The organism is Micromonospora sp. 050-3, from assembly GCF_046549335.1.
Lineage (GTDB): Bacteria > Actinomycetota > Actinomycetes > Mycobacteriales > Micromonosporaceae > Micromonospora > Micromonospora trifolii.
Genome location: NZ_JAJPVX010000003.1, coordinates 367,521 through 392,922, shown reverse-complemented (window position 1 = coordinate 392,922; position 25,402 = coordinate 367,521). Strand labels below are relative to the sequence as shown.

Genomic DNA, 25,402 nt, shown 5'->3' with positions numbered 1-25,402 from the left:
GCCCGCTCGGGCGGCGGCGGACCGGCGGGTCACCAGCCGCGCAGGAAGCGCAGCCCGAGCAGGAACGCGATCACGGCGGGCCCGACCAGCAGGGTGATCGCCTGGAGGCGGTACGGCATCCGGTGCCGGGTCAGTTCGCCCGCGTTGCCCAGCACGATGGCCCCGGCCAGCATCAGGAACGCGCCCCACCAACCGGTCTCCAGGTGGATCAGATCCACCCGGATCAGTTGCAGGGTCAGGCCGAGCAGCGCTCCGGTCAGCGCGAGCAGGGCCACCGCCCGGTGCAGGCCGCGGGCCAGCGGGTGGGCCGCGCGCCAGCCGTAGGTGCCGGCCACCGCCAGGCAGGGCAGCACCACCATGAGCGGCCAACCGCGCCCCATCACGCCGAACATCAGTAGCGCGCCGACCGCGAAGACCATCGTGCCGACGCAGGCGAGCATGTACCCGGCGAAGGCCCGGCCGCCGCCGCGAGCCAGCAGCGGCCCGCCGCTGGCCGCGATCAGCGCGGCCGGAATCAGGATGAACACCGCCCACCAGTGGAACTGGCCGCTGCCCTGAGCCGCCGTGGCGACAGTGGCACAGGCCAGCCCGGCGACGGCCAGGCTGGTCAGCCACGGCCGGCTGCTCCGGGAGTATGGCTCAGCCAACGACGTCCGCTCCGCTTCGACGCTCACGCCCACCAGCCTGGCCCGATGTGGCCCGGCCGGTCCATCCGGCCAGCCCTACCGCCACGCGGGGGCTGGCCGGAACAGCGTCTCGCATCGTTGTCAGCTCGTCTCGCCGGCCACGCTGAACGAGCGCAGGCGGTCGATGGCGAGCACCGTGAAGCCGACGCTGACCAGCGCGGTCATCACCGACGCCACCGGCACCGACACGCTGGTCTCCAGCAGACCGGTGGGGGCGATCCGGTCGGCGAGGGCGATCACGTACTGCTGGATGGAGAGCACCTTGGTGCCGCTGACGAAGTTGCCCAGCAGCCCCTCCCAGATCAGCACGTAGACCAGCCCGAGCAGCACCGGCCGCCTGGTGACCAGGCTGAGCGCGAGGAACAACGCCGAGTACGCCAGCGCGCCGAGCGCCGCCGCGACCGCGAGCGCCAGTCCGAGGCGTACCGAGTCGGCGAGCACGCCCGCGACGTAGAGCGGCACCGCGACGGTGACCGCTGTGACCCCGGCGGCCACCGCGAGCTTCGGCAGCACGATCTGCCAGCGCGGCAGCGGCTTGGTCAGGATGTGCACCACGGTGCCGTCGTCGATCTCGGCGCCCAGCACGCCCGTGCCGATGATCAGCGCAACCACCGGCAGCACCACGGCCAGCCCGAGGCCGACCAGCACCGGCGGCCCCCACTCGCCCGGGTCCACCCCCAGCGACCGGCAGAGCACGGCCAGCCCGAGCAGCACCAACGGCAGCGGTAGCAGCAGCAGGAACCGACGTCGGCCGAACAACCCACGCGCGGTGATCCAGGTAACTGTCGACATGTCAGGCCTCCACCAGGTAGGAGAAGACGCTCTCCAGGGACTCGTCGGACGGCACCAACTGGCGCACCCGGATGCCTTTGTTCAGTGCGATCCGGGGTAGCGCCCGGGTGAAGGCGCCGTAGTCACCGGCCCGCACGGTCAGGCCGGTCGGGTCCAACTCGACCCCACTGACCGACGGCTCGGCGATCAGCGCGACCGCCAGGGCCCGGTCGTCCGTGGAGCGCACCGCGAACACGTGTGGGCGGTTGGTCATCAACCGGCGGATGGTCCGGAAGTCGCCGGAGGCCGCCAACCGCCCGGCCACCATCACCTGCACCGTCCCGGAGACCTGCTCGACCTCCTCCAGAATGTGCGAGCTGAACAGGATCGTCCGACCGGCGTCACCCAGGGTGTGCAGCAGCTGCATCATGTGCAGCCGCTGGCGCGGGTCCATCCCGTTGAACGGCTCGTCGAGCAACAGCACCTGCGGGTCGTGCACCAACGCGGCGGCCACCCGGGCGCGCTGGCGCATGCCCTTGGAGTACGTGCCGATCCGGCGGTCCTGCGCCGACTCCAGCTCCACCAGATCGATCGCCCGTCGCGCTGCGGCCGCCGGATCGGGCAGCCGGTGCAGCTTCGCGCTGGCCAGCACGAACTCGTACGCGGTGAGGAAACCCTGCACCGCCTCCCGTTCACTGACCAGCCCCAGCCGCCGGTAGACGTCGGGGTTACGCCAGGTCGGATCGTCGTCGAGGGTGACCGTGCCGCGCGACGGGGAGAGGAACCCGGCCATCATGTGCAGCAGCGTGGTCTTGCCGGCGCCGTTCGGGCCGAGCAGCCCCGTCACGCCCGGCCCCAGGGCCATGCTGATGTCGTTGACCGCGACCACGTTGCCGTACCACCGGGACACCCCGGTCAGGCTCAGCGTGCTCATCAGGAGGCGACCTTCCGGTAGCGAGCCAGCAGGAGGGCGGTCGCGCCGGCGACCAACAGCACCGCGGCCAGGGCGTAGACCGGGCCGAACCCGCCGATCATCATCTCGCCCGGATCGCCCTCGACCAGCAGGTCACCCAGCGACCAGATGCCCACCCCCTGCACCAGCGTGGAGGGCGAGGCGAGCCCGGCCAACTCGTTGGCGGCGCGCGACGGCAGGATGCTCAGCACCCCGACGATCGGGGTGGTCATCAGGAAGACCGCCACCACCCCACCGGCGGCGAAGGCCCGCTTGCCGGTCAGCGAGGCGACCAGCAGCCCGACCGAGGCGAAGACCACCGCCCACAGCCCTGCGTAGAGCAGCCCGGGCAACAGGTCGAGCAGCTCGTTCCACACCCCGCGCATGCCCTGCTTGGTGGTGAAGGCGGCACCCAGGAACATCAGCAACTGCGGTCCGCCGAGCAGCAGCCAGAGCGCGGTGACCAGCGCCAGCAGCTTGGCCAACGCGTAGTCGGCGCGCGGCAGCGGCCGGGAGAAGTACAGCGGCAGCACACCGCTGCGCAGGTCCCGGGAGACCAGCTCCGGAGCGACGACCGCGACGAAGAAGATGACAAGCCAGCTCATCGCGTCGGCGAACTGGGCGTACGTGGCGACCGGCTCGCCGATCTGGCTGCGTACCGCGGCCAGGGCCACCGCGACCAGGGAGACGATGCCGACCACCAGCCACGGGAAGATCTTGGCCTTGGCGCTGCGCCCGAACCCGAACGCGGTGCGCAGACCGTGCAGGTAGAGCGCGCCGAAGACCTGTCGGCGGCCCAGCCTCGGACCCTCGTAGCGTTGGTAGCCGATGTCGTGGATGACGCCGGTCGGCGCGGGGCGCGCGGCGGCTGCGGTCGGCTCAGGCATGAGTGAGCTCCCTCGTGGCGAAGAGTTCGGCCACCCGGTGCCGGCGCTGGTCCAGTCGGTGCAGTGGCAGGTCCAGTTCGGCGACCGCACCGAGGATCAGGTCGTAGGTGCCGTCGTCGGCGAGCGGCACGAGGAGCAGTCGCCCGTCCCGGGCGACCGGCAGTTTCAATTCGGCGAGTCGGGCGGCGAGTTCCTCGGTGCCCTCGCTGACCTCCACGGCGAGCACGTCGGTGGCCGTGGTCATCGCGGAGATGTTGTCGGCGCGCAGCAACCGGCCGCCGTCGATGGCGATCAGCGTGTCGCAGATCCGCTCGACCTCGCCGAGCAGGTGCGAGCAGACCAGCACGGAGATGCCGAACTCGGTGCCGATCCGGTGTACCAGGGCCAGCATGGCGTCGCGGCCAGCCGGGTCCAGGCCGTTTGTCGGCTCGTCCAGCAACAGCAGGTCGGGGTCGTGCACCAGCGCCTGGGCCAGCTTGACGCGCTGCTTCATGCCGGTCGAGTAGCCCCCGACCGGGCGGTAGCGCTCCTCATAGAGCCCCACGTGCCGCAGCGCCTCCGAGGCCCGCTCGCGGGCCGCGGTGCGGGGCAGGCCGCTCATCCGGCCAAGGTGGGTGACCAGCTCGGCGGCGGACAGGTCCGGTGGGAGGCAGTCGTGCTCCGGCATGTAGCCGACCCGGCTGCGGACAGCCGCCGGGTCTGCGGTCGGGTCGATGCCGAGCACCGAGACCTGACCGCTGGTTGGTGCGATCAGGCCGAGCAGAATCTTGATCAACGTGGATTTGCCGGCGCCGTTCGCGCCCACCAGGCCGATGATCCCGGGCTCGACGGCGACGGTGAGGTCGGCCAGCGCGGTGACCCGACCTCCGTACGTCTTGGTGAGCGACTGGGTCGCGATCAGTGTCACGCGCCCAGCGTAGGGAGTCGATGCCCAGCAGGGACACCGGCACGCCCCCGGCACTCCCCTGATCCTTTCCCCGCCGGACCCCTAAGGTCCCCCGCCGAGGCCCTCGCGACGTTTCCGCCGGTCCCGCGTTCGGCCCGACCCCGCCTTGGGAAAGACACATCCAGGGTGACACCATTCACCTCCCGTTCACCAGGCATCGACCCGCCCGGTGATCGACCGACGACGCGGGAGGGATCCTGATGGCCGAGGTGGGCGTCCCCAAGGTGAGCGTCGTGGTGCCGGCGTACAACTGCGGCCCGCACATCGAGAAGCTCGCCGCCTCGCTGCTGCGCCAGTCACTGCCCGCCGACGAATTCGAAGCGATCTTCGTCGATGACGGCTCGACCGACGACACCGCGGAGCGGCTGGACCGGCTGGCCGCCGAGCACCCGCACATCAGGGTGTTGCACATCGAGAACTCCGGCTGGCCTTCACGTCCGCGCAACCTCGGCATCGACCACGCCCGCGGCGAGTACGTCTTCTTCGCCGACGACGACGACTGGTTCGCCGACGAGGCGCTGGAGCGGCTCCACGCCTGCGCGAAGGCGAACGACGCCGACATCGTGGTGGGGAAGATGGCCGGGTACGGGCGCCCCGTGCCGCGGGAGCTGTTCCGCAAGAACCGCTTCGACGCCACCCTGGGCAATGCCCCCCTGATCGACAGCCTGACCTGCCACAAGCTGTTCCGGCGGTCGTTCCTCAACGAGCACGGTCTGCGGTTCCCGGAGGGCGGCAAGCGTCGGCTGGAGGACCACTCGCTGGTCGTCCGGGCCTACTTCCTGTCCCGGCGCACCTCGGTGCTGTCCGACTACACCTGCTACCACCACGTCCAGCGGGCCGACGCGCGCAACGTCACCGCGGGCCAACTGGACCCGTCGAGCTACTACGCCAGCGTGCGGGAGGCGCTGGACGTCGTGGACGCCAACACCGAGCCGGGTCCGCTGCGGGATCGGCTGCACCGGCGCTGGCTACGCAACGAGATGCTCAGCCGGCTGCGCGGCAAGCGGCTGCTGAACGCCCCCGAGGCATGGCTGGAGCAGGTCGCGCTGGAGATCCAGAAGGTCATCCAGGACCGCTTCGCCCCCGGTGTCGCGGGCGGTCTGCCGCCCCTGCTCCGAGCCGTGGCGTACCTGGCGGAGCAGGGCCGCGTCGCGGACCTGCGCAGGCTTGCCAGCTGGGAGGCGGGCATCGCCGCACACGGCACGATCGACGAACTCCAGCGTGCCGAGCACGCCGTCACGGTGACCGTCGCCGCCGAGCTGCGCGCTGCGGACCAGCCGGTCGGCTTCCGCGCCGACGACGGCCGCGACGTGCTGGTGCTCCCGATGGAGGAGATCGCCCCCGAGGTGCTCGACGCCACCGCGCAGGTGCGCAAGGCCCGCCTGGACCTGGTGGCCCGCCACCGGGAGACCGGTGCCGAGATCTTTCTTCCGAACACCTTCGAGACCGAGCGGATCACCGGTACGACCGGGGCGGACACCGTCCACCTGGTGCACCGGGCCACCGCGACGATCGACTTCGCCGCCCTCAACGGCGGCCGCACCAGGGGCAGTTGGCTGCTCAAGGCCCGGATCACCAACGTGGGCTGGACCGAGGACGCGCGACTGCCGCTGGTGTTCATCTGCCGCGCCGACGGCTCGCGACCCCGGATCCGCGACGAGCGGAAGGTGTGGAACCGGGTGCGGTCGGCGATAGGCCGTCGGATCAAGCGCTGATCCGCCCGCCGGGGTCCTGGAGTGGCGCCCTCGACCGATGGGCGGTCGGCTGCGAAACTGTGTGCCGGTCAGCGAGTGGGGGGTGTGGATGAGCAACGGCTGGGTGCTGCCCGACGAGGTCCTACGGGACGCACCGGCGTACACGCCACGTCCCGGTGAGCTCGCGGATCTGGAGCTGCTGCTGACCGGCGCGTACGCCCCTCTGACCGGCTTCATGACCCGCGCCGACCTGGTCTCGGTCAGCCGGCGCGCCCGGCTGGCCGACGGCACACCGTGGCAGGTAGCTGTCGTCCTCCAGGTGCCGGCCACGCTGGCGCAGAGCTTCGATCCGCGCGACCCGGCCCGCCGGGCGCTCGTGCTGACCGACGGGGAGGGCGCCCCGGCGGCCGCCCTGGACGTGGCCGACGTCTGGCCGGTGCGCGAGGGCGTGGCCGGGGTGGGCGGCCAGGTTCGGCGGCTGGGCGACGGTGTGCACGGTCCGTTCCAGCGCCTGCGGCGCAACCCGGACGAGGTCCGCGCGCTGCTGCCCCCGGGCCGGGTGCTCGGGGTGATCGCCGATCGGCCCCTGCATCGTCCACAGCTCGCCCAGATCGCCCACGCCGCCCGCACCCTGGCCGCTCATCTGCTCGTGATGATCCCGGTCGGCGAGGGCGGCGTCGACGGGCTCCCGCCGGAGGCGCTGGTCCGTTCGATCTTCGCCGCGCGGGACCGGATGCCACCCGCCACCCTTGTCGCGGTGCCGCTGTCGCACCGACGCGAGGAGATCAGCGACGCGTTGCTGCGCGCCCGGGTCTCGGCCGCGTACGGCGTCACCCACCTGCTCTCCACAGGGGAGATGCTCAGCGGCGCCGGGCTGCGGGTGCTGGTGCCACGCGAACTCGCCTACGACAACCGGGACGGGCAGTGGCGTTGGCGGGAGGACATCCCACCGCGCAACCGCCGGCTCGCGCTGACCCAGCCGGAGATCGACGACCTGCTCGACCGGGGCTTCCCGCTTCCGGAGTGGCACACCCCGCCCGCCGTGGCACGGGAGTTGGCCCGGGCCCGGCCGCCGCGTCGGCAGCGCGGGCTGGTGGTCTTCCTGACCGGCCTCTCCGGCTCCGGCAAGTCGACTATCGCCCGAGGGCTGGCGGACGCGTTGCGGGAGAGTGGCGACCGTACGGTGACCCTGCTCGACGGGGACGTGGTGCGCCGGGAACTCTCCGCCGGGCTGGGCTTCAGCAAGGCCGACCGGGATCTCAACGTCCGGCGGATCGGCTGGGTGGCCGCCGAGATAGCCCGGCACCATGGGGTGGGCATCTGCTGCCCGATCGCCCCGTACGCGGCGGCCCGGGCCACCGCCCGGGAGATGGCTCTCGCCGCCGGGGCGGGTTTCGTGCTGGTGCACGTTGCCACCCCGCTCGAGGTGTGCGAGCGGCGGGACCGCAAGGGTCTGTACGCGCGAGCGCGGGCCGGCCTGCTCACCGGGATGACCGGCATCGACGACCCGTACGAGGAGCCGACCGACGCCGATCTGGTGCTCGACACCACCGCAATGAGCGTGGCGGACGCGGTGCAGGCGGTGCTGCACCATCTGACCGAGACCGGCTGGGTGGAGCTGAAGATCGCCACCGCCTGAGGCGTTGCCGTACCCGTTCCTTCCACCGCTGAGCGGCACGCGCTAGTGTTCATCTTTGTTGGAACACGTTTGACCGCGTGAGGGTACGTGGACGCCCGGGGAGGCACGGCGGATGCTCGCTCAACAGCGGCAGGCGGCCATCCTGGAGCGGGTCCGCTCGACCGGCGGCGTCCGGGTCAGCGAGCTGGCAGGCGAGTTCGGCGTGTCCGACATGACCATCCGGCGTGATCTCGATGCGCTGCACGAGCGCGGCCTGCTGGCCAAGGTGCACGGCGGCGCCACCACGACCGGGCCAAGCTCCACCGACGAGCCGGGCTTCCGCGCCAAGTCGGTCCGCCAACTGTCGGAGAAGGCAGCCATCGCCGACCGGGCGGCTCAGCTGGTCCGGCCGGGAGCGGCTGTCGCGCTCTCCGCCGGCACCACCACGGCCGAGTTGGCCCGCCGACTGGTGAACGTGCCCGAGCTGACGGTGGTGACCAACTCGCTGCCGGTGGCCGAGATCATGCACGCCGGCGGCCGCCCGGACCAGACGGTGGTGCTCACCGGCGGCGTACGCACACCGTCGGACGCGCTGGTCGGTCCGCTCGCGGTCGGGGCCGTCCGGTCACTGCACCTGGATCTGCTCTTCCTGGGCGTCCACGGCATCACCGAGCGGGCCGGCTTCACCACCCCGAACCTGATGGAAGCGGAGACCGATCGGGCGCTCGTGGCGGCGGCGGACCAACTGGTGGTGCTCGCCGACCACACCAAGTGGGGCACGGTCGGCATCTCCTCGATCGTCGCGTTGGCGGCGGCCCACGTACTGGTCAGCGACGACCGGTTGCCTCCACCCGCACGACGGGTACTCGGCGAACAGGTGGGCGAACTGATCATGGTGAAGGCGACAGGGGCGGGCCGCGTGACGCGCACGCCGACAACTGAGGGGACGGCGCCGTGAAGCGCACCGCGATCGACCTGGCCGACGGCCGGGAGCTGATCTACTTCGACGAGCGCGACGACGCGGTCCGCGACCAGCCGGACCGCCGGGACCTGCCGCCGCCTCCCCCCGCCTCGCAGCTGCGCTACGACCCGTTGACCGACGAGTGGGTGGCGGTCGCCGTACACCGGCAGACCCGCACCTTCCTCCCGCCGGCGAACGAGTGCCCCCTCGACCCGTCGGTGGGCGACCGGTTGACCGAGATCCCCGCACCCGACTACGACGTGGTGGTCTTCGAGAACCGGTTCCCCTCGCTGAGCGGTCGGGTGGCCGAGGAGCCCGGGGAGATCACCCCGTTCACACCGGTCCGGCCGGGCCTCGGCCGATGCGAGGTGGTGTGCTTCACGTCGGATCACAACGCCTCCTTCGCCAGCCTGCCCCCGCGCCGGGTCCGCACCGTGCTGGACGCGCTCGCCGACCGCACCGAGGTGCTCGGCGCGCTGCCCGGCGTCGAGCAGATCTTCTGCTTCGAGAACCGGGGCGTCGAGATCGGTGTCACGCTGCACCACCCGCACGGCCAGATCTACGCGTACCCCTTCGTGACGCCGCGCACCCGCGCGCTGCTGACCGCGGCACGCCGGCACGCCGAGCGGACCGGCGGGGGCAACCTGTACGCGGATGTGCTGGCCGCCGAGCGCGCCTCCGGCGACCGGGTGGTCACCGAGAACGAACACTGGACGGCGTTCGTCCCGGCGGCCGCCCGCTGGCCGTTCGAGGTGCACATCGCGCCGCACCGCGTGGTGCCGGACATCCCGGCGCTCGACGACAGCGAGCGGGATGCCTTCGGGCCGCTCTACCTGGACCTGCTGCGCCGCTTCGACGGCCTGTTCGACATGCCGATGCCGTACATCTCGGCCTGGCACCAGGCACCCGTGCGGGTCGACCGCGAGTTGGGCCACCTGCACCTACAGCTGTTCAGCATCCGGCGGGCCACTGACAAGCTGAAGTACCTGGCGGGCTCGGAGTCCGGGATGGGCGTCTTCATCAACGACATCGCCCCGGAACGGGCCGCCGACCTGCTGCGCGCCGTCTGAAAACCTGCCGCGCGCGGAGCCTGAGCGCGGCGCGGCGCGGGCTTGTCGGGAAACAGGGCGCGGGGGGCCCGGGACAGGGCCCCCCGCAGGGAAGGGACGGCTGGCTGTGCACGGCACAGCCGGGAAGGCTGGCTGATCGGCGCACGGGTGCCGCGGGTCGACCGAGGTCAACCTTCCTGGACGCGACTGGCATCTCGTCCATCCTGGTCAACGAGGCGCGCCGGCCGCAGTGACGCCGACCGGCGCGGCGGCGCCGGACACGCCGAAGCCCGCCGGCTGAGCTGCCGGCGGGCTCCGATGACGCGGTACGCCTGGATCAGGCAGCGATCTTGCGGGCCAGGTTCTCGTCGAGCGCGTTCATGAACTCGTCGGTGGTCAGCCACGGGGCATCGCGCGAGATGAGCAGCGCGAGGTCCTTGGTCATCTGGCCGCCCTCGACGGTGTCGACGATGACCTGCTCCAGGGTGTTGGCGAACTCGGTGACCGCCGGGGTGCCGTCCAGCTTGCCCCGGTGGGCCAGGCCCCGGGTCCAGGCGTAGATCGACGCGATCGGGTTGGTCGAGGTCTTCTCGCCCTTCTGGTACTGCCGGTAGTGCCGGGTGACAGTGCCATGCGCGGCCTCGGCCTCGACGGTCCGGCCGTCCGGGGAGAGCAGGACGGAGGTCATCAGACCCAGCGAGCCGAAGCCCTGCGCGACGGTGTCGGACTGCACGTCACCGTCGTAGTTCTTGCAGGCCCAGACGTAGCCGCCCTCCCACTTGAGCGCGGCGGCGACCATGTCGTCGATGAGCCGGTGCTCGTAGGTGATGCCGGCAGCGGCGAACTCGGCCTTGAACTCGGTCTCGAACACCTCGGCGAAGATGTCCTTGAACCGGCCGTCGTACGCCTTGAGGATGGTGTTCTTGGTGGACAGGTAGACCGGGTAGTTGCGGTCCAGTCCGTACCGGAACGACGCCCGGGCAAAGTCCCGGATCGACTCGTCGTAGTTGTACATGCCCATGGCGATGCCGCCGCCGGGGAAGTTGGCGACCTCCATCTCCATCGGCGCGCCGCCGTCGGCCGGGGTGTAGGTGATGGTCACCGTGCCCGGGCCGGGGACGACGAAGTCGGTGGCCTTGTACTGGTCACCGTGGGCGTGCCGGCCGATGATGATCGGCTTGGTCCAGCCGGGGACCAGCCGCGGCACGTTGGACATGATGATCGGCTCACGGAAGACGACGCCGCCGAGGATGTTGCGGATGGTGCCGTTGGGCGACCGCCACATCTTCTTCAGGCCGAACTCCTCGACCCGGGCCTCGTCCGGGGTGATGGTCGCGCACTTGACGCCGACGCCGTGCTCCTTGATGGCGTTTGCGGCGTCGATCGTGACCTGGTCGTCGGTCTCGTCGCGGTGCTGGATCGACAGGTCGTAGTAGTGCAGGTCGACGTCGAGGTAGGGCAGGATCAGCTGCTCCCGGATCTGCTTCCAGATGATCCGGGTCATCTCGTCGCCGTCGAGTTCTACGACCGGGTTGTTTACCTTGATCTTCGCCATCGGCCGGCGCTCCTCTCGGGGGACACGTGCTCAAGCAGTACGAGCGTACTGCAATTGGGCCGGCAACCCCCAGCCGGCCTCGACCGGCCGGCGGAACCGGGCTGCGCGGAACAGGAATGCCCTGGAATCATCGTCCGATGCCTCTGAACCGCACCCTCGGGTCTATCACGGTCACCGCACTCACCGACGGTGAGAGTGCCTTCTTCCAGCCCCGCGCGGAGGCGTTTCCGCAGGCCACAGCGGCGCACTGGGCGGAGGCCGACCGGCGCGGCCCCGATTCGGTGACCGCCGACGGGCAGTGGTGGCTGCCGTTCCGCAGCTTCGCGATCCGCGCCGGCGACGGGCCGGTCACAGTGGTCGACGCCGGGATCGGCCCGGCCGACGCACCCGCCGCGGGCTGGGCTCCAGTGCCGGGGCGGCTGCCCGCCGAGTTGACCGCCGCGGGCATCGACCCGGCCGATGTCGACACTGTCGTCCTGACCCACCTGCACAGCGACCACATCGGCTGGGCGGTCACCGGCACACCGGGGCGGCCGTACTTCCCGAACGCGAGCTACCTGCTACAGCGCGCCGAACTCGACGCGGCGGAGACGCTCAACCCCGGGCTGCCGGCCGGCCTCGTCGCGCCCTTGCGCGCCGCCGGCCAGCTCCGGGTGGTCGACGGCGAGACCACCCTCACCCCGGCGGTACGTCTGCTGCCCACCCCCGGCCACACCCCCGGCCACCAGTCGGTGCTCCTGACCTCGGCCGACGAACGGATGCTGCTCACCGGGGACCTGCTGGTGCACATGGTGCAACTCGTCGACCCCGACCTGGCGTACGCCCACGAGGTAGACCCGGAACAAGCCCGCACCTCCCGGCGAACCGCCCTGCGCACCCACTCCCCCACCGTCCTGGCCACCCCCCACCTGGGCACCCCCTTCACTCCCCACCCCAACCCCCGTTGATCATGAAGTTATTGCCTCGACTCGCCGATGAGACTGGCAATAACTTCATGATCAACGGGGGTTGGGGGCGGGGACGGCGAAGGGCGCGCCGGGGGTTGCCGGCGCGCCCTTCACTGAAGCGGTTCTTCGGGGAACTACATGCTGGAGATGTCGCCCTGCTTGGCGCGGACGGCTTCGGCAGCCTCCAGGAGGCTGGCGCGCTCGTCGGCGTCCAGGTCGGTCTCGACGACCCGCTTGACGCCCTCGGCGCCGATCTCGGCCTCGACACCCAGGTAGACACCGGAGATGCCGTACTCGCCGTCGACCCAGGCGCAGACCGGCATGACCTCGCCGGAGTCCTCCGCCACGGCCTTCGCCATCCGGGCGGCGGCGGCCGACGGGGCGTAGTAGGCCGAACCGGTCTTGAGCAGCGCGACCACCTCGGCGCCACCGTTGCGGGTCTTGACGACCAGTTCCTCGATCTGCTCGGCCGGCATGGCCTCACGCAGCGGCTTGCCGTTCACGGTGCTCTTCGACGGCACCGGCACCATGGTGTCGCCGTGCGAGCCCAGGGTCAGCGTGCGTACCGAGGCCACCGGCACGTTCAGCGCCTCGGCGACGAAGTTGCTGAACCGGGCGGTGTCGAGCATGCCGGCCTGGCCGAGCACCCGGTTCTTCGGGAACTGGGTGGCGAGCTGGGCCAGCGCGGTCATCTCGTCCAGCGGGTTGGAGACCACGATGACGACGGCGTTCGGGGCGTACTTGGCGACGTTCTCGGCGACCTGGCGGACGATCTTGGCGTTGGTCTCCAGCAGGTCCATCCGGCTCATGCCGGGCTTGCGCGGCAGACCAGCGGTGATCACGACGACGTCGGAGCCCTCGATGCTCTCGTAGCCCTCACCGTTGGGGCCGGTGGTCACGCCGACCACCTTGGTCTCGAAGCCCTCGATGGCCCGGGACTGGTTGAGGTCGAGCGCGAGGCCCGCGGGCTTGCCCTCCACGATGTCAGTGATCACTACGGTGTCGAAGACGTCGTACTCGGCCAGGCGCTGTGCGGTGGTGGAGCCGTAGAAGCCAGCCCCGACGACAGTGACCTTCTTACCCATGGTCGTCCCACTCCCTGATACCAGTCGGTTTTCCGGACCGTATCAGTCATCCTGGCACCGATCAGGCCAGGGGCGGCGGCCATCGCCGGGATGGGGCGAACGTCACCGCCGTCCTGGTTCGGCGCTGCCGACGTGTGGGTCAGCCGCGCTCGGCGCGCTCGACGACGTTGGTGAGCAGCATGGCCCGGGTCATCGGGCCCACGCCGCCGGGCATGGGGACCAGGGCGCCGGCCGTCTCGGCCACCTCCGGGGCCACGTCGCCGGTGTAGCGGCCCTTGCCGTCCGCGCCGATCACGCGCGTGATGCCGACGTCCACCACCACCGCGCCAGGGTTGATCATGTCGGCGGTGAGCAGACCCGGCACGCCGGCCGCGACGATCACGATGTCGGCGGCCCGGGTGTGCGAGGCGAGGTCGAGCGTGCCGGTGTGGCAGAGGGTGACAGTGGCGTTCTCGCTGCGGCGGGTGAGCAGCAGGCCGAGCGGTCGGCCAACAGTGTTGCCGCGACCGACCACCGCGACGGTGGCCCCGCGCAGCGCCACGTCGTGCCGGCGGAGCAGCTCGACGATGCCGCGCGGGGTGCACGGCAGCGGACCGTCGTAGCCGAGCACGAGGCGACCCAGGTTGACCGGGTGCAGGCCGTCGGCGTCCTTGTCCGGGTCGATCGACTCCAGCACCCGCTGGGTGTCGAGGTGGGCCGGCAGCGGCAGTTGAACGATGTAGCCGTGGCACGCCGGGTCGGCGTTCAGCTCGGCCAGCACGTCGTCGACCTGCTCCTGGGTGGCGTCGGCCGGCAGTTCGCGGCGGATCGAGGCGATACCCACCTCGGCGCAGTCGCGGTGCTTGCCGTTGACGTACGCCTGGCTGCCCGGGTCCGCCCCGACCAGGACCGTGCCGAGCCCGGGGATGATGCCGCGTTCCGCGAGTGCCTTCACCCGGATGCGCAGCTCGTCCTTGATCTCCGCTGCGGTTGCCTTGCCGTCCAGAAGCGTCGCCGTCACGACCAGATCGTCTCACGGCCACCACCCGCGGATCAGACGACCTCGCTCGGGCCGTCCGGCGCCGCTGCGGTGGGGGCGGCCACCGGGCGGGCCGGGCCACGTTGGGGCGATCGCCGACGGAGTGACCGTGCGTGAGGTGTTGCTCGTCACTCTCGGTCACAATTTGTGGATTCGGTCACGATCGAACCAGACAGGACGGGCCTGTGCCGCAGAGACGGGACGGCCGCCCCAGGCGGTATCGAAGCGGCCCAGGCGGGGCCAACCACTTCGTGAACCATCGCGATTTCCGCAGGCCACCGTCGATAAACCCGGTTTCGGTTAGCAGATTCGCTCGCCCCCGACAAGGGAGGCAACCCCGGACCGTTACCCACCCGCAACCGCGTCGTTGCCGAAGGCCCATCGCCGACCTACCGTTACCGCTTGTTGCGCAGCGTAACCCAGCGTCGGGCCTGACTGCGCAGCGTGAGGAGATGAGGAGGCTCAATGCGAGTTCGTAGACTCGCCGCCTGGACCGCCCTCCCGCTCGCGGTGACGCTGGGCCTCGCGGCCTGCGGCAGCGGCGGAGACGGTGGATCCGGTGGCAACGACAGTTCAGTGGTCAGCATTCAGATCGCCGAGCCGAAGCACCTGGTTCCCACAAACACCACCGAGACGTCCGGGTCGCAGGTGATCGCCGGCCTGTTCAGCCCGCTCGTCGACTACGACGCCCAGAACAAGCCGTACGAGGTCGCCGCGCAGTCGGTCACCTCGTCCGACAACAAGGTCTGGACGATCAAGATCAAGGACGGCTTCACCTTCCACAACGGTGAGAAGGTCACGTCCCAGAACTACATCAACGCGTGGAACTACGGCGCGTACGCCCCGAACGGTCAGGACACCAACCCCTTCTTCGAGAAGATCGCTGGTTACGCCGACCTCCAGGGCAAGGCGCCGAAGGCCAAGGAGATGTCCGGTCTGAAGAAGGTCGACGACCTCACCTTCACCGCGACGCTCTCCGAGCCGTACATCGACTTCAAGACGACGCTGGGCTACAACGCGTTCTTCCCGATGCCGGACGCCGCGTTCTCGGCTCCGGGCGTGCTCAAGGACTCCTACGAGCAGGCGCCGATCGGGCAGGGCCCCTTCAAGATGAAGGGCACCTGGCAGCACGACAGCAAGATCGACGTCGAGCGCTACGACGCGTACCCGGGCGAGAAGCCCAAGGTCAAGAACATCGAGTTCCGGATCTACCAGCAGCTCACCGCTGCCTACGCGGACGTCCTGGCGGACAACCTGGATGTGCTGCCCACGATCCCGACCGAGAGCCTGAGCACCGCGCCGAGCGACCTGGGTGACCGGTACAAGACCAGCCCGATGTCGTCGTTCCAGTTCCTCGCGTTCCCGACGTTCGACAAGGACTACAGCAGCCCGGACGTGCGCAAGGCCATCTCGATGGCGATCGACCGTGACGAGATCACCAAGTCGGTCTTCAAGGGTTCGCAGACGTCGGCGCGCTCCTTCGTCGCGCCGGTCCTGCCGGGCTACCGGGAGGACACCGCGGGCAAGGCCGCCGAGTTCAACCCGACCGAGGCCAAGAAGCTCTACCAGGCCGCCGGCGGTCCGTCGAAGATCGTCATCTCGTACAACGGCGATGGCGGGCACAAGGACTGGGTCGACGCCACTGTCAACCAGCTCAAGACCAACCTGGGCGTGGACGCGGTCGGCTCGGTCGAGCCGAAGTTCGCCGACCTGCTGACCAAGGTCGAGAAGAAGACGCCGGTGGGTGCGTTCCGGATGGGTTGGGTCATGGACTACCCGACCATGGAGGACTACCTCGGCCCGCTGTACAGCACGAACGGCTCGTCGAACTACTACGGCTACAGCAACCCGGAGTTCGACAAGCTGGTCAAGGAGGGTTCCGCCGCCAAGACGCAGGACGAGGCGATCGCCAAGTACCAGCAGGCGGAGGACATCCTGGCCAAGGACATGCCGGTGATCCCGCTCCGCTTCGGCGAGAACGTGTTCGGCCACTCGTCCAAGGTCAAGAACGTGGAGATGGACCTGTTCCAGCGGGTCAACCTCGTCAAGATCGAAGCAGCCAGCTGAGCTGACCATGGTGCGGGCCACCCGGGCGACGAAGCCCGGGTGGCCCGGACCGCACCACCGGGGCCGGGCCGCAGCAGCGGACCCGGCGTCGGTGGTGCCGGCTCCCCCGGGCCGGACGGCACGTCTCGGATATTTCGGGTACGACCAGAGATGCCGTCCTGCGACCCTTTCGCACATTTCCGGAGAGACTGCTAAGCATGTTCCGCTACATCCTGCGGCGCCTACTGCAGATGGTCCTGGCGTTCTTCGGGACCACCCTGATCGTCTACGCGCTGACATTCGCCGGGCAGGGCGACCCGATCCAGGCGCTCGCCGGCGAACGGCCGGTGACGCCAGCGCAGCGGGCCTACCTGACCGAGAAGTACCACCTGGACGCCACGGGCGTCGGCGGCTTCTTCTACCGCTACTTCGACTACGTGAAGAACCTGCTCCAGGGCAACCTGGGCGAGTCACTCACCGGTCGGAACATCGGTGACATCCTCCAGCAGGCCTGGCCGGTCACCGTGCGGCTCGCGCTCATCGCGCTCGCTGTGGCGATCATCTTCGGCGTCACCGCCGGGGTGCTCGCCGGCATCCGCCGGGCCAGCATCTTCGACAACTCGACGCTGGTGCTGACACTGCTGGTGCTGGGCATCCCGACCATCGTGCTGGCGCCACTGGCCCAGTACTTCCTGGGCGTCAAGTGGCAGCTCTTCCCACCCACCGCCGGCTCGGACCCGACGTTGTACGCGCTCCTGCTGCCGGGCATCGTGCTCGGCTCGCTGTCGCTGGCCACCGCCCTACGACTCACCCGGGCCTCGGTGGCGGAGAACCTGCGCGCCGACTACGTCCGGACCGCCCGGTCCAAGGGCCTGGTCAAGCGGCGCATCGTCGTCGTCCACGTGCTGCGCAACTCGCTGATCCCGGTGGTCACCTTCCTCGGTGTGGAACTGGGCAACCTGATGAGCGGCGCGATCATCACCGAGGGCGTCTTCAACATCCCCGGCGTGGGCTTCAACCTCTTCCGCGGCATCCGCACCGAGGACGGCCCCCTGGTGGTGGGCATCGTCAGCGTGCTCGTCGTGGTCTACCTGGTCTCGAACCTGGTGGTGGACGTCCTGTACGCCGTACTCGACCCGAGGATCCGCTATGAGTGAGCGCAGCGACCGTGCCGGCGCCGAGCGCAGCGAGGTGCAGGCATGAGTGACTTCGAAACTGTGGCTGCCACCGAGAACCAGGCCGCGCGACGTGGCCCCTCGGGGGAGCCGGGCACGCCCAACCAGGTCGGTGCGGCGAACAAGCCCCGCAGCCTGGCCGGGGACGCCTGGCGCGACCTGCGCCGCAACCCGATCTTCTGGATCTCGCTGGCGCTGGTCGTCATTTTCACCCTGATGGCGCTGCTCCCCGGGATCTTCACCGCCAACAACCCGAACGACTGCCTGCTCTCCCGGCAGCACGCCGGGCCATCCGGCGGGGCCATCTTCGGGTACGACTTCCAGGGCTGCGACACCTACTCCCGGGCGGTCTACGGCACCCGGGCGTCGCTGCTGGTCGGCGCGCTCGCCGCGCTCGGCACCGGAATCATCGCGCTGGTGATCGGCATGCTGGCCGGCTACTTCGGCAGCTGGATCGACGCGGTGCTCTCCCGGGTGATCGACGTGGTGCTCGGCATTCCGCTGCTGCTGGCCGCGATCGTGCTGCTCAAGCGGGTGTCCAGTGACAGCCAGTGGGCTCGGATCGGCGCCGTCGTCTTCGTGTTGGCCCTCCTCGGCTGGACCACCGCCGCGCGCGTGGTCCGGTCCTCGGTGATCACCGCGAAGGAGCAGGACTACGTCGCGGCGGCCCGGATGCTCGGCGCCGGCAACAGCCGAATCATGTGGCGGCACATCCTGCCGAACTCGCTGGCCCCGGCGATCGTCGTACTGACCATCGCGCTCGGCTCGTTCATCGCGGCCGAGGCGACGCTCTCCTTCCTCGGCATCGGCCTGAAGGCGCCCACCATCTCGTGGGGCCAGGACATCGACACCGGCCGGATCCACATGCGGGAGGCGGCCACCCCATTGATCGTCCCGTCGGCCTTCCTGGCGCTGACCGTGCTGGCGTTCATCATGCTCGGCGACGCGATCCGTGACGCCTTCGACCCGAAGCTGCGGTGAGAACCTCATGACCGTCAATCCCACTCCCGCCTCCGCCACACCCGAGGGCGGTCACCTGCTGGAGTTGCGGGACCTGCACGTCGAGTTCCGCACCAACGAGGGCGTCGCCCGGGTGATCAACGGTGTGTCGTACCACCTGGACGCCGGCGAGACCCTTGCCGTGCTCGGCGAATCCGGCTCGGGTAAGTCGGTCACCGCCCAGGCGATCATGGGCATCCTGGACACCCCGCCCGCGTTCGTCCGCTCCGGCCAGATCCTCTACCAGGGTGAGGACCTGCTCACCCGCTCCGAGGAGCAGCGCCGGCAGGTACGCGGCAAGGAGATCGCGATGATCTTCCAGGACGCGCTCTCCGCCCTCAACCCGGTCTTTCCGGTCGGCTGGCAGATCGGTGAGACGCTGCGCCAGCGCGCCGGCATGTCCCGGGCCGACGCTCGACGTCGTGCCGTCGAACTGATGGATCTGGTCAAGATCCCCGGTGCCGCCAAGCGGATCGGTGACTACCCGCACCAGTTCTCCGGCGGCATGCGGCAGCGCGTCATGATCGCCATGGCGTTGGCGCTGGACCCGAAGGTGCTGATCGCCGACGAGCCCACCACGGCCCTCGACGTGACAGTGCAGGCCCAGATCATGGACCTGCTGGCTGACCTGCGTCGGGAACTCAACATGGCGATGATCCTGATCACCCACGACCTGGGTGTGGTCGCCGGCGTCGCGGATCGGATCGCCGTCATGTACGCCGGCCGGATCGTCGAGCACGCTGACGTCCGCTCGCTCTACAAGGCGCCCGCCCACCCGTACACGAAGGGTTTGTTGGAGTCGATCCCGCGCCTGGACGTCCGCGGCCAGGAACTGTCGACGATCAAGGGGTTGCCGCCGAACCTGATGCGCATCCCGTCCGGCTGCCCGTTCCACCCCCGGTGCCCGTACGTCCAGCAGGTCTGCGTGGACGAGGTGCCGCACGACCTGGTCCTCGGCGACGGCCGGACCAGCGCTTGCCACTTCGCGCAGGAGGTCCGTGATGACAGCGTCGCCCGCTAACCCCACCAAGGTCCGCGGCGAGACGATCCTCTCCGTCGACAACGTGGTGAAGCACTTTCCGATCACTCAGGGCGTGCTGTTCCAGCGACAGATCGGAGCGGTGAAGGCCGTCGACGGGGTGAGCTTCGAGCTGCGTCGGGGCGAGACGCTCGGCGTGGTCGGCGAGTCCGGCTGCGGCAAGTCCACCCTCGCCCGGCTGCTGATGCGGTTGGAGACGCCCACCTCCGGACGCGCCACCCTGGAGGGCAAGGACCTGTTCAAGGCTTCCGGTGGCGAGCTGCGCCGGCTGCGCCGCAACATGCAGATGGTGATGCAGGACCCGTACACCTCGCTGAACCCGCGGATGACCGTCGGCGACATCATCGGCGAGCCGTTCGAGATCCACCCGGATGCCGCGCCGAAGGGCAGCAAGGCCAAGCGGGTCCAGGAGCTGTTGGACCTGGTCGGGCTCAACCCGGAGCACATCAACAGGTACCCGCACCAGTTCTCCGGCGGTCAGCGTCAGCGCATCGGCATCGCCCGCGCGCTCGCGCTGAAGCCCGAGGTGATCGTCTGCGACGAGCCGGTGTCGGCGCTCGACGTCTCCATCCAGGCCCAGGTGATCAACCTGCTCAAGCAGCTACAGGGCGAGCTGGGGCTGTCGTACATCTTCATCGCCCACGACCTGTCCGTGGTGCGGCACATCGCCGACCGCGTCGCGGTGATGTACCTCGGTCGGATCGTCGAGATCGGCACCGAGGACGAGATCTACGAGCGGGCCACCCACCCGTACACTCAGGCCCTGCTCTCTGCCGTGCCGGTGCCCGACCCGGAGGCCCGCGACCAGCGCAACATGATCCGGCTGGTCGGCGACGTGCCCAGCCCGGCCGACCCGCCGAGCGGGTGCCACTTCCGGACCCGCTGCTGGAAGGCCCAGGACATCTGCGCCACCGAGGACCCTCAGACGGTCCCGAGAGCAGCGGACCCCCACCCCTCGGCCTGCCACTTCGCCGAACTCCGCCCCACAACCCCGGCCTGACCCCCAGCCACGGTGATCATGGGGTTGACGGGCCGTTCGTCCGGCTTGTTGCCCGTCAACCCCATGATCAACCCACCCTGCGGTGGGACGGTGGGTTAGTGGAAGAAGTGGCGGGTGTTGGTCAGGTACATCGTTACGTTGGCCTTCTTGGCTGCTTCGATGACCTCTTCGTCGCGGATGGAGCCGCCGGGCTGCACGATGGCGCGGACGCCGGCGTCGATGAGGATCTGCGGGCCGTCGGCGAACGGGAAGAACGCGTCCGAGGCGGCGACCGAGCCGCGGGCCCGGTCGGCGCCGGCGCGGCTGACCGCGAGCTGCGCCGAGTCGACCCGGTTGACCTGACCCATGCCCACGCCGACGGTGGCGCCGTCCTTGGCGAGCAGGATCGCGTTGCTCTTCACCGCGCGGACCGCCCGCCAGGCGAACGCGAGGTCCCGCAGCAGTTCCTCGCCGGCGGCCTCGCCGGTCGCCAACTGCCAGTTGGCCGGGTCGTCGCCGGGGGCGTTCACCCGGTCGGCGACCTGGGCCAGCACGCCACCGGTCACCTGCCGCAACTCCACCAGCGCCGGCTTCCAGGCCGGTGCCCGCAGCAGCCGGATGTTCTTCTTACCCTGCAACACCTCGACCGCGCCCTCGTCGAAGCCGGGAGCGACCACCACCTCGGTGAAGATCTCGGCGACCTGCCGGGCCAGCTCGACCGAGACCGAACGGTTGACAGCGATGACGCCGCCGTACGCCGACACCGGGTCGCAGGCGTGCGCCCTGCGGTGCGCCTCGGCGACGTCCGCGCCGACAGCGATGCCGCACGGGTTGGCGTGCTTGATGATCGCTACCGCCGGCTGGTCGGCGAAGTCGTTCGCGGCCCGCCAGGCGGCGTCGGCGTCGACGTAGTTGTTGTACGACATCTCCTTGCCGTGCAGCTGCTCGGCCTGGGCCAGCCCGGCCGGGGCGTCCGGGTCGGTGTACAGCGCGGCGGCCTGGTGCGGGTTCTCGCCGTAGCGCAGCGCTGTCGACTTGCGCAGCGCCAGCCCCGCGAACTGCGGCCACCAGTCGTCGGCGGGCGCCAGCTCCTGGGCGCACCACTGGGCCACCGCGACGTCGTACTCGGCGATGTCGGCGAACGCCCGGGCGGCCAGCGCGCGACGCTGCGCAAGGGTGAAGCCACCCTCGCCGAGCGCGCCGAGCAGGGCCGGGTAACCGGCCGGGTCGGTGAGCACGGCGACCGAGGCGTGGTTCTTTGCGGCTGCCCGCACCATGGCCGGGCCACCGATGTCGATCTGCTCCACGCACTCCTCGACACCGGCGCCGGAGGCGACGGTGGCCTGGAACGGGTAGAGGTTGGAGACCAGCAGGTCGAACGCCGCCACGCCCAGCTCGTCGAGCTGTGCCACGTGCGTGTCCTTGCGCAGGTCCGCGAGGAGACCCGCGTGCACCTTCGGGTGCAGGGTCTTCACCCGGCCGTCGAGCACCTCGGGGAACCCGGTCACCGTCTCCACCGGCGTCACCGGCACCCCGGCGGCGGCGATGGTGCCCGCCGTGCTGCCGGTGGACACGATCTCCACACCGGCCGCGTGCAGGGCCTGAGCCAGCTCGACCAGCCCGGTCTTGTCGTAGACGCTGACCAGCGCCCGCCTGATCGGGCGGCGCCCGTCCTGAGTGGGACTCACGGAACCGTGACCTTCCTTCCGGTGATGGTCCAGCCTTCGCGGACCAGCCGACCGACCTGCTCGACGAGCTGGCGTCGCTCGGCTTCCTTGATGCGCTCGGTGAGCGTGTCGACGTCGTCGTCGTCCAGCACCGGCACCGCGACCTGCGCGACGATCGGCCCGGTGTCCATGCCGGCGTCGACGAAGAAGAGGGTGGCTCCGGTGAGCTTCACGCCGTAGGCGAGGGCGTCACGCGGGCCGTGGATGCCGGGAAACGCCGGCAGCAGCGTGTTGTGCGTGTTCAGGTAGCGGTCGCCGAAGGCGGCGAGGAAGTGCGGGCCGACCAGCTTGAGGAAACCGGCGGAGATGACCAGGTCGGGCTGGTGCTTCGCGACGTGCGCGGTGAGCGCGCGGTCCCAGTCTTCACGGGTGTCGTGGTCGCGGACCCGCTCGACGAAGGTCGGCACCCCCGCCGCGTCGGCCCGGTCCAGGCCCGCGATGCCGTCGCGGTCCGCGCCGACAGCGACGACCTGTGCGCCGTACGCGGGGTCGGCGGCGGCATCCAGCAGCGACTGAAGGTTGCTCCCGGAGCCGGAGATGAGGACGACGATGCGGGCGACAGGCGCGGGCTCGGTCACCGGGCCACCCTATCGGGCAGGTCAGGGACGCCCTCCGACTGGGCGGTGCGCCGATCTTCGACGGTGCCCACGTGCGGCGACCCGGTACGCTGCCGCTCGCTCGGGCCGAACGCCGCACCGGCCCACACACCGCCCCTGATCCGGCACACGAAGCGGTCGACAAGGGCCTGTTTGCCTGCTTTGAGAGACATGTCGTCCTGTTGCTGTACTGGGCTTTGGGAGGACTGACCGCGATCATGGATGGAAACAAAGAGCACCAACTGACGGAACCAGTCCAAGGAGCTTCTCGAATGCAGCCCGGTAACCCCGGTCAGGACCCGTACGGCCAGCAGCCCAACCAGGACCCGACCGCTCCCCAGCCGCCGGCCGCCCCGTACGGCCAGCAGCCCACCTCCGGCCAGCCGTACGGCCAGCAGCCGCAGGACCCGTACGCCGCGCCGCAGGCGCCGTACGGTCAGCAGCCCACCTCGGGACAGCCGTACGGTCAGCAGCCGCCGTACCAGGACCCGTACGCGCAGCAGCAGCCGCCGTACGGCGCCGGCCCGACGTACCCGAACGCCGGGTACCCGCAGGCGCAGGGGCAGAACAACACCCTCGGCCTGGTGTCGATGATCCTCGGTATCGCGTCGATCCCGCTGGTCTGCTGCCTGTACCTGGGCATCCCGGTCGGCATCGCTGGCATCGTGACCGGCTACCTCGCCAAGCAGAAGGTGGCCCAGGGCCAGGCCAACAATGCCGGCCAGGCCAAGGCCGGTCTGATCTGCGGCGCGGTCGGCGTCGGGCTGGGCATCCTGCTGCTCATCCTGAGCGTCGTGGCGCAGGTCAACCTGCCCACCCAGCCCTGACGGGCTCGGATTCGACGGGGCGCTCCGGGTCTACCCGGGGCGCCCCGCGCTCGTCTACTGCACGGGGCCGCGGGTCAGCGCCCGGGTGGCGGCGGCGCCGAGCAGCGCGCCGACCGCTATGACACCGGCCGCCACCGCCCCGACCTGCCAACCCACCGGCCCGACCTGGGCCAGCCGACCCGCGCCGAGCGGCCCGCCGGAGACCGCCGCAGCCGCACCCAGCAGAACCCCGGCGACCGGCCCGGCCAGCACCGCCGGCGCCAGCAACTCGGCCCAGCGCTGCGCGGCCCGCTCCGGCCCGGCGAGTCGAGCCACCCGCCGGGCGAGCAGCCAACCGGCGACCATCCCGGCCAGCACCGGCACCGCGAGCAGCAGCGCGCCGAAGCCGTCCACCGGGCCGCGCGGCAGGCCGGCGAGCAGCGGCACGGCCGGCAGCGCGCCGACCGACACCTCGCTGGTGCGGACCGCGGTGTCGGTCCCCACCGAGAAGCCCGGCCCGAGCAGGTAACTGGTCGACCAGACCGCCGCGTTGGGCGCGTACGCGACGCTGACCAGCGTGATGCCGGCCTGCCCGGCGACCCCGGTCCGGTACGCCCCGATCATGTCGGCCGCATCGCCGCCGCCGGTGGCCACCGCCAGGCCGGCCGCTCCCGCGCCCGCGCCGAGCAGCAGCAGCCCGGCCACCAGACCGGTGCGAACGCCGTCGCGCACCGGGCCCGGCAGGCGGGTGACGAGCAGCCGGGTCACGGCGGTGATCCGTACCGCGCCGACCAGCGCGGCGAGTGTGCCGACCGCCGCGAACGTGCCACCCGCCCGGATCACTGACACCTCCGGCCCACCGGTGCCGACCAGCACCGCCGCGAGCGCGCCGAGCAGCGCGTACGCGATGCCGACCGCGACCGCGGCGAGCAGTGCCCGGCGCGGCGAGCGGGTGTCGCGAGCACCGATCGCGCGGCTGACGTGCACGCCGGCGCGGGTCAGCCGCCAGAGCGCGAGCACTGTCAACGCCAGCGGGGCGAGCCCGAGCGGCCCGGACTCGGTGTGCAGCGGCACGCCGTGCCCGAGCAACCAGCCGGCCAGCGCGGTGCGCAGGGTGCCGGTGAGGGTGGTGGAGTCCGCGCCGAGCTGCACCAGGCCGAGCACGATGGCGACCGGCAGGTATGAGGTGAGGGCGGCCCAGCAGGCGGCCACCCCGGCGGCGACGGGCAACGGCGCCCGCCCGCGCGGCGACCCGCCCGCGCGGGGCGCGGGCACCCGCCGGGCCGGTGCGGCACGGTCGACCGGCCGGTCGTCGGCGCGCACACCGCCGGGACGGCTGGGACGGTCAGGGGTGACGGGGGACATCCGCTCTACTCTGGCACGTCGCGCGGGCGGTGGCAGTCCGTTAACCCCTCCTAAGGTCGGCGAGTTCACCGAACCGACGTCCTGCCCACCCGGGCCGGTCTAGCCTCGGCCGTGAGGGGGCGCGAGTCGCCGCCACCCGGGACGGGCCGGCCGGTAGCGGTCCGGGCCGGCACGTCGCCCATGACCGCTCGGAGGAAGCTGTGACGACGCCATACCCGCCTCCCCCACCACCACCGGCCCAGGGACGCGACCGCACCACCCTCTGGGGCGTGCTGGGCATCGTGCTGGGGCTGATCTGCTGCGGCATCTTCGGCATCGTCTTCGGCTACCTGTCCATCCGCGACGCCCGGCGGTACGGGCAGTCGCCGCTGCTCGGTTACCTCGCCATCGCGTTCGGCGTGATCAACATCATCGGCGGGGCGATCCTGCGCTCGACCGGCAACTACCCGTTCTGGAACAACGACTGACCAGCGCGGAGCGCGCGTACGCCGAAGGGGGTCG

General features: G+C 70.7%; 24 protein-coding genes. 12 read left to right on the top strand and 12 right to left on the bottom strand.

The window, feature by feature from the left end; translation table 11 throughout:
* Positions 1-29 precede the first annotated feature (29 nt).
* From ACLJOK_RS29855 to ACLJOK_RS29835, 5 genes are all read right to left on the bottom strand, one after another.
* Positions 30-674 (bottom strand): hypothetical protein, encoded by a 645-nt coding sequence (locus ACLJOK_RS29855; protein ID WP_091406529.1) that lies wholly within the window; start codon positions 672-674, stop codon positions 30-32.
* Positions 675-767: 93 nt separating this feature from the next.
* Positions 768-1,478 carry an ABC transporter permease subunit gene (locus ACLJOK_RS29850; protein WP_210785834.1) on the bottom strand — a complete coding sequence of 237 codons (711 nt, stop codon included), beginning with the start codon at positions 1,476-1,478 and terminating at the stop codon, positions 768-770.
* Position 1,479: 1 nt separating this feature from the next.
* Positions 1,480-2,391: an ABC transporter ATP-binding protein gene (locus ACLJOK_RS29845; protein WP_410821855.1), complete on the bottom strand. Its 912-nt coding sequence runs from the start codon at positions 2,389-2,391 to the stop codon at positions 1,480-1,482.
* Positions 2,391-3,296: an ABC transporter permease gene (locus ACLJOK_RS29840; protein ID WP_410821854.1), complete on the bottom strand. Its 906-nt coding sequence runs from the start codon at positions 3,294-3,296 to the stop codon at positions 2,391-2,393. The genes ACLJOK_RS29845 and ACLJOK_RS29840 overlap by 1 nt, the downstream gene beginning before the upstream one ends.
* Positions 3,289-4,203 carry an ABC transporter ATP-binding protein gene (locus ACLJOK_RS29835; RefSeq protein WP_238681676.1) on the bottom strand — a complete coding sequence of 305 codons (915 nt, stop codon included), beginning with the start codon at positions 4,201-4,203 and terminating at the stop codon, positions 3,289-3,291. Before ACLJOK_RS29835 ends, ACLJOK_RS29840 begins: the two co-directional genes overlap by 8 nt.
* A gap of 239 nt (positions 4,204-4,442) precedes the next feature.
* Between ACLJOK_RS29835 and ACLJOK_RS29830 the strand changes: the two genes are divergently transcribed.
* The 4 genes from ACLJOK_RS29830 to galT all read left to right on the top strand — a co-directional run bounded on the left by ACLJOK_RS29830 (position 4,443) and on the right by galT (position 9,585).
* Positions 4,443-5,957, top strand: coding sequence for a glycosyltransferase family 2 protein (locus tag ACLJOK_RS29830; protein WP_410821853.1), 1,515 nt, complete (start codon positions 4,443-4,445; stop codon positions 5,955-5,957).
* Positions 5,958-6,045: 88 nt separating this feature from the next.
* Positions 6,046-7,575 (top strand): adenylyl-sulfate kinase, encoded by a 1,530-nt coding sequence (gene cysC / locus ACLJOK_RS29825; protein WP_410821852.1) that lies wholly within the window; start codon positions 6,046-6,048, stop codon positions 7,573-7,575.
* A 112-nt stretch (positions 7,576-7,687) separates the two neighbouring features.
* Positions 7,688-8,512 carry a DeoR/GlpR family DNA-binding transcription regulator gene (locus ACLJOK_RS29820; RefSeq protein WP_410821851.1) on the top strand — a complete coding sequence of 275 codons (825 nt, stop codon included), beginning with the start codon at positions 7,688-7,690 and terminating at the stop codon, positions 8,510-8,512.
* A complete protein-coding gene (gene galT / locus ACLJOK_RS29815) occupies positions 8,509-9,585 on the top strand; it encodes a galactose-1-phosphate uridylyltransferase (RefSeq protein WP_410821850.1) in 1,077 nt (358 codons plus the stop codon). The genes ACLJOK_RS29820 and galT overlap by 4 nt, the downstream gene beginning before the upstream one ends.
* 316 nt (positions 9,586-9,901) lie before the next feature.
* On the opposite strand, the gene ACLJOK_RS29810 is transcribed toward galT, so the two are convergent.
* Positions 9,902-11,119 carry an NADP-dependent isocitrate dehydrogenase gene (locus tag ACLJOK_RS29810; protein ID WP_124773753.1) on the bottom strand — a complete coding sequence of 406 codons (1,218 nt, stop codon included), beginning with the start codon at positions 11,117-11,119 and terminating at the stop codon, positions 9,902-9,904.
* 137 nt (positions 11,120-11,256) lie between these two features.
* Here ACLJOK_RS29810 and ACLJOK_RS29805 point away from each other — a divergent pair, with 137 nt between their 5' ends.
* Positions 11,257-12,066, top strand: coding sequence for an MBL fold metallo-hydrolase (locus ACLJOK_RS29805; protein WP_410821849.1), 810 nt, complete (start codon positions 11,257-11,259; stop codon positions 12,064-12,066).
* Between the two features lie 134 nt (positions 12,067-12,200).
* Here ACLJOK_RS29805 and ACLJOK_RS29800 read toward each other — a convergent pair whose 3' ends face one another.
* Both ACLJOK_RS29800 and ACLJOK_RS29795 read right to left on the bottom strand, forming a co-directional pair.
* The gene (locus tag ACLJOK_RS29800) at positions 12,201-13,151 is read right to left on the bottom strand and encodes a malate dehydrogenase (protein ID WP_091406331.1); all 951 of its coding nucleotides are present in this window, start codon (positions 13,149-13,151) and stop codon (positions 12,201-12,203) included.
* A 139-nt stretch (positions 13,152-13,290) separates the two neighbouring features.
* Positions 13,291-14,151, bottom strand: a complete 861-nt coding sequence (locus ACLJOK_RS29795) for a bifunctional methylenetetrahydrofolate dehydrogenase/methenyltetrahydrofolate cyclohydrolase (RefSeq protein WP_410821848.1) — start codon at positions 14,149-14,151, stop codon at positions 13,291-13,293.
* Positions 14,152-14,634: 483 nt separating this feature from the next.
* Here ACLJOK_RS29795 and ACLJOK_RS29790 point away from each other — a divergent pair, with 483 nt between their 5' ends.
* From ACLJOK_RS29790 to ACLJOK_RS29770, 5 genes are all read left to right on the top strand, one after another.
* Positions 14,635-16,236 carry an ABC transporter substrate-binding protein gene (locus ACLJOK_RS29790; RefSeq protein WP_410821847.1) on the top strand — a complete coding sequence of 534 codons (1,602 nt, stop codon included), beginning with the start codon at positions 14,635-14,637 and terminating at the stop codon, positions 16,234-16,236.
* Positions 16,237-16,433: 197 nt separating this feature from the next.
* Complete coding sequence (locus ACLJOK_RS29785) at positions 16,434-17,372, top strand: ABC transporter permease (protein ID WP_410821846.1); 939 nt, start codon at positions 16,434-16,436, stop codon at positions 17,370-17,372.
* A gap of 42 nt (positions 17,373-17,414) precedes the next feature.
* Complete coding sequence (locus tag ACLJOK_RS29780) at positions 17,415-18,371, top strand: ABC transporter permease (RefSeq protein ID WP_410821845.1); 957 nt, start codon at positions 17,415-17,417, stop codon at positions 18,369-18,371.
* Positions 18,372-18,378: 7 nt separating this feature from the next.
* Positions 18,379-19,410: an ABC transporter ATP-binding protein gene (locus ACLJOK_RS29775; protein ID WP_112583768.1), complete on the top strand. Its 1,032-nt coding sequence runs from the start codon at positions 18,379-18,381 to the stop codon at positions 19,408-19,410.
* Positions 19,391-20,428 carry an ABC transporter ATP-binding protein gene (locus ACLJOK_RS29770; protein ID WP_410821844.1) on the top strand — a complete coding sequence of 346 codons (1,038 nt, stop codon included), beginning with the start codon at positions 19,391-19,393 and terminating at the stop codon, positions 20,426-20,428. The genes ACLJOK_RS29775 and ACLJOK_RS29770 overlap by 20 nt, the downstream gene beginning before the upstream one ends.
* A 95-nt stretch (positions 20,429-20,523) precedes the next feature.
* On the opposite strand, the gene purH is transcribed toward ACLJOK_RS29770, so the two are convergent.
* From purH to ACLJOK_RS29755, 3 genes are read right to left on the bottom strand one after another with little or no spacing between them, the layout of a single operon-like run.
* The gene (gene purH / locus ACLJOK_RS29765) at positions 20,524-22,095 is read right to left on the bottom strand and encodes a bifunctional phosphoribosylaminoimidazolecarboxamide formyltransferase/IMP cyclohydrolase (RefSeq protein ID WP_410821843.1); all 1,572 of its coding nucleotides are present in this window, start codon (positions 22,093-22,095) and stop codon (positions 20,524-20,526) included.
* Positions 22,092-22,712, bottom strand: a complete 621-nt coding sequence (purN, locus tag ACLJOK_RS29760) for a phosphoribosylglycinamide formyltransferase (protein WP_091406347.1) — start codon at positions 22,710-22,712, stop codon at positions 22,092-22,094. Before purN ends, purH begins: the two co-directional genes overlap by 4 nt.
* Positions 22,709-22,990 (bottom strand): hypothetical protein, encoded by a 282-nt coding sequence (locus ACLJOK_RS29755; protein ID WP_410821842.1) that lies wholly within the window; start codon positions 22,988-22,990, stop codon positions 22,709-22,711. Before ACLJOK_RS29755 ends, purN begins: the two co-directional genes overlap by 4 nt.
* 12 nt (positions 22,991-23,002) lie before the next feature.
* Here ACLJOK_RS29755 and ACLJOK_RS29750 point away from each other — a divergent pair, with 12 nt between their 5' ends.
* Positions 23,003-23,557, top strand: coding sequence for a DUF4190 domain-containing protein (locus tag ACLJOK_RS29750; protein WP_112583772.1), 555 nt, complete (start codon positions 23,003-23,005; stop codon positions 23,555-23,557).
* A 54-nt stretch (positions 23,558-23,611) separates the two neighbouring features.
* On the opposite strand, the gene ACLJOK_RS29745 is transcribed toward ACLJOK_RS29750, so the two are convergent.
* On the bottom strand, positions 23,612-24,901 hold the full coding sequence (locus tag ACLJOK_RS29745; RefSeq protein ID WP_410821841.1) for a DUF6350 family protein: 1,290 nt from the start codon (positions 24,899-24,901) through the stop codon (positions 23,612-23,614).
* A 200-nt stretch (positions 24,902-25,101) separates the two neighbouring features.
* On the opposite strand from ACLJOK_RS29745, the gene ACLJOK_RS29740 reads away from it, so the two are divergent.
* Positions 25,102-25,368, top strand: coding sequence for a hypothetical protein (locus ACLJOK_RS29740; RefSeq protein ID WP_091406354.1), 267 nt, complete (start codon positions 25,102-25,104; stop codon positions 25,366-25,368).
* Positions 25,369-25,402: the final 34 nt, after the last annotated feature.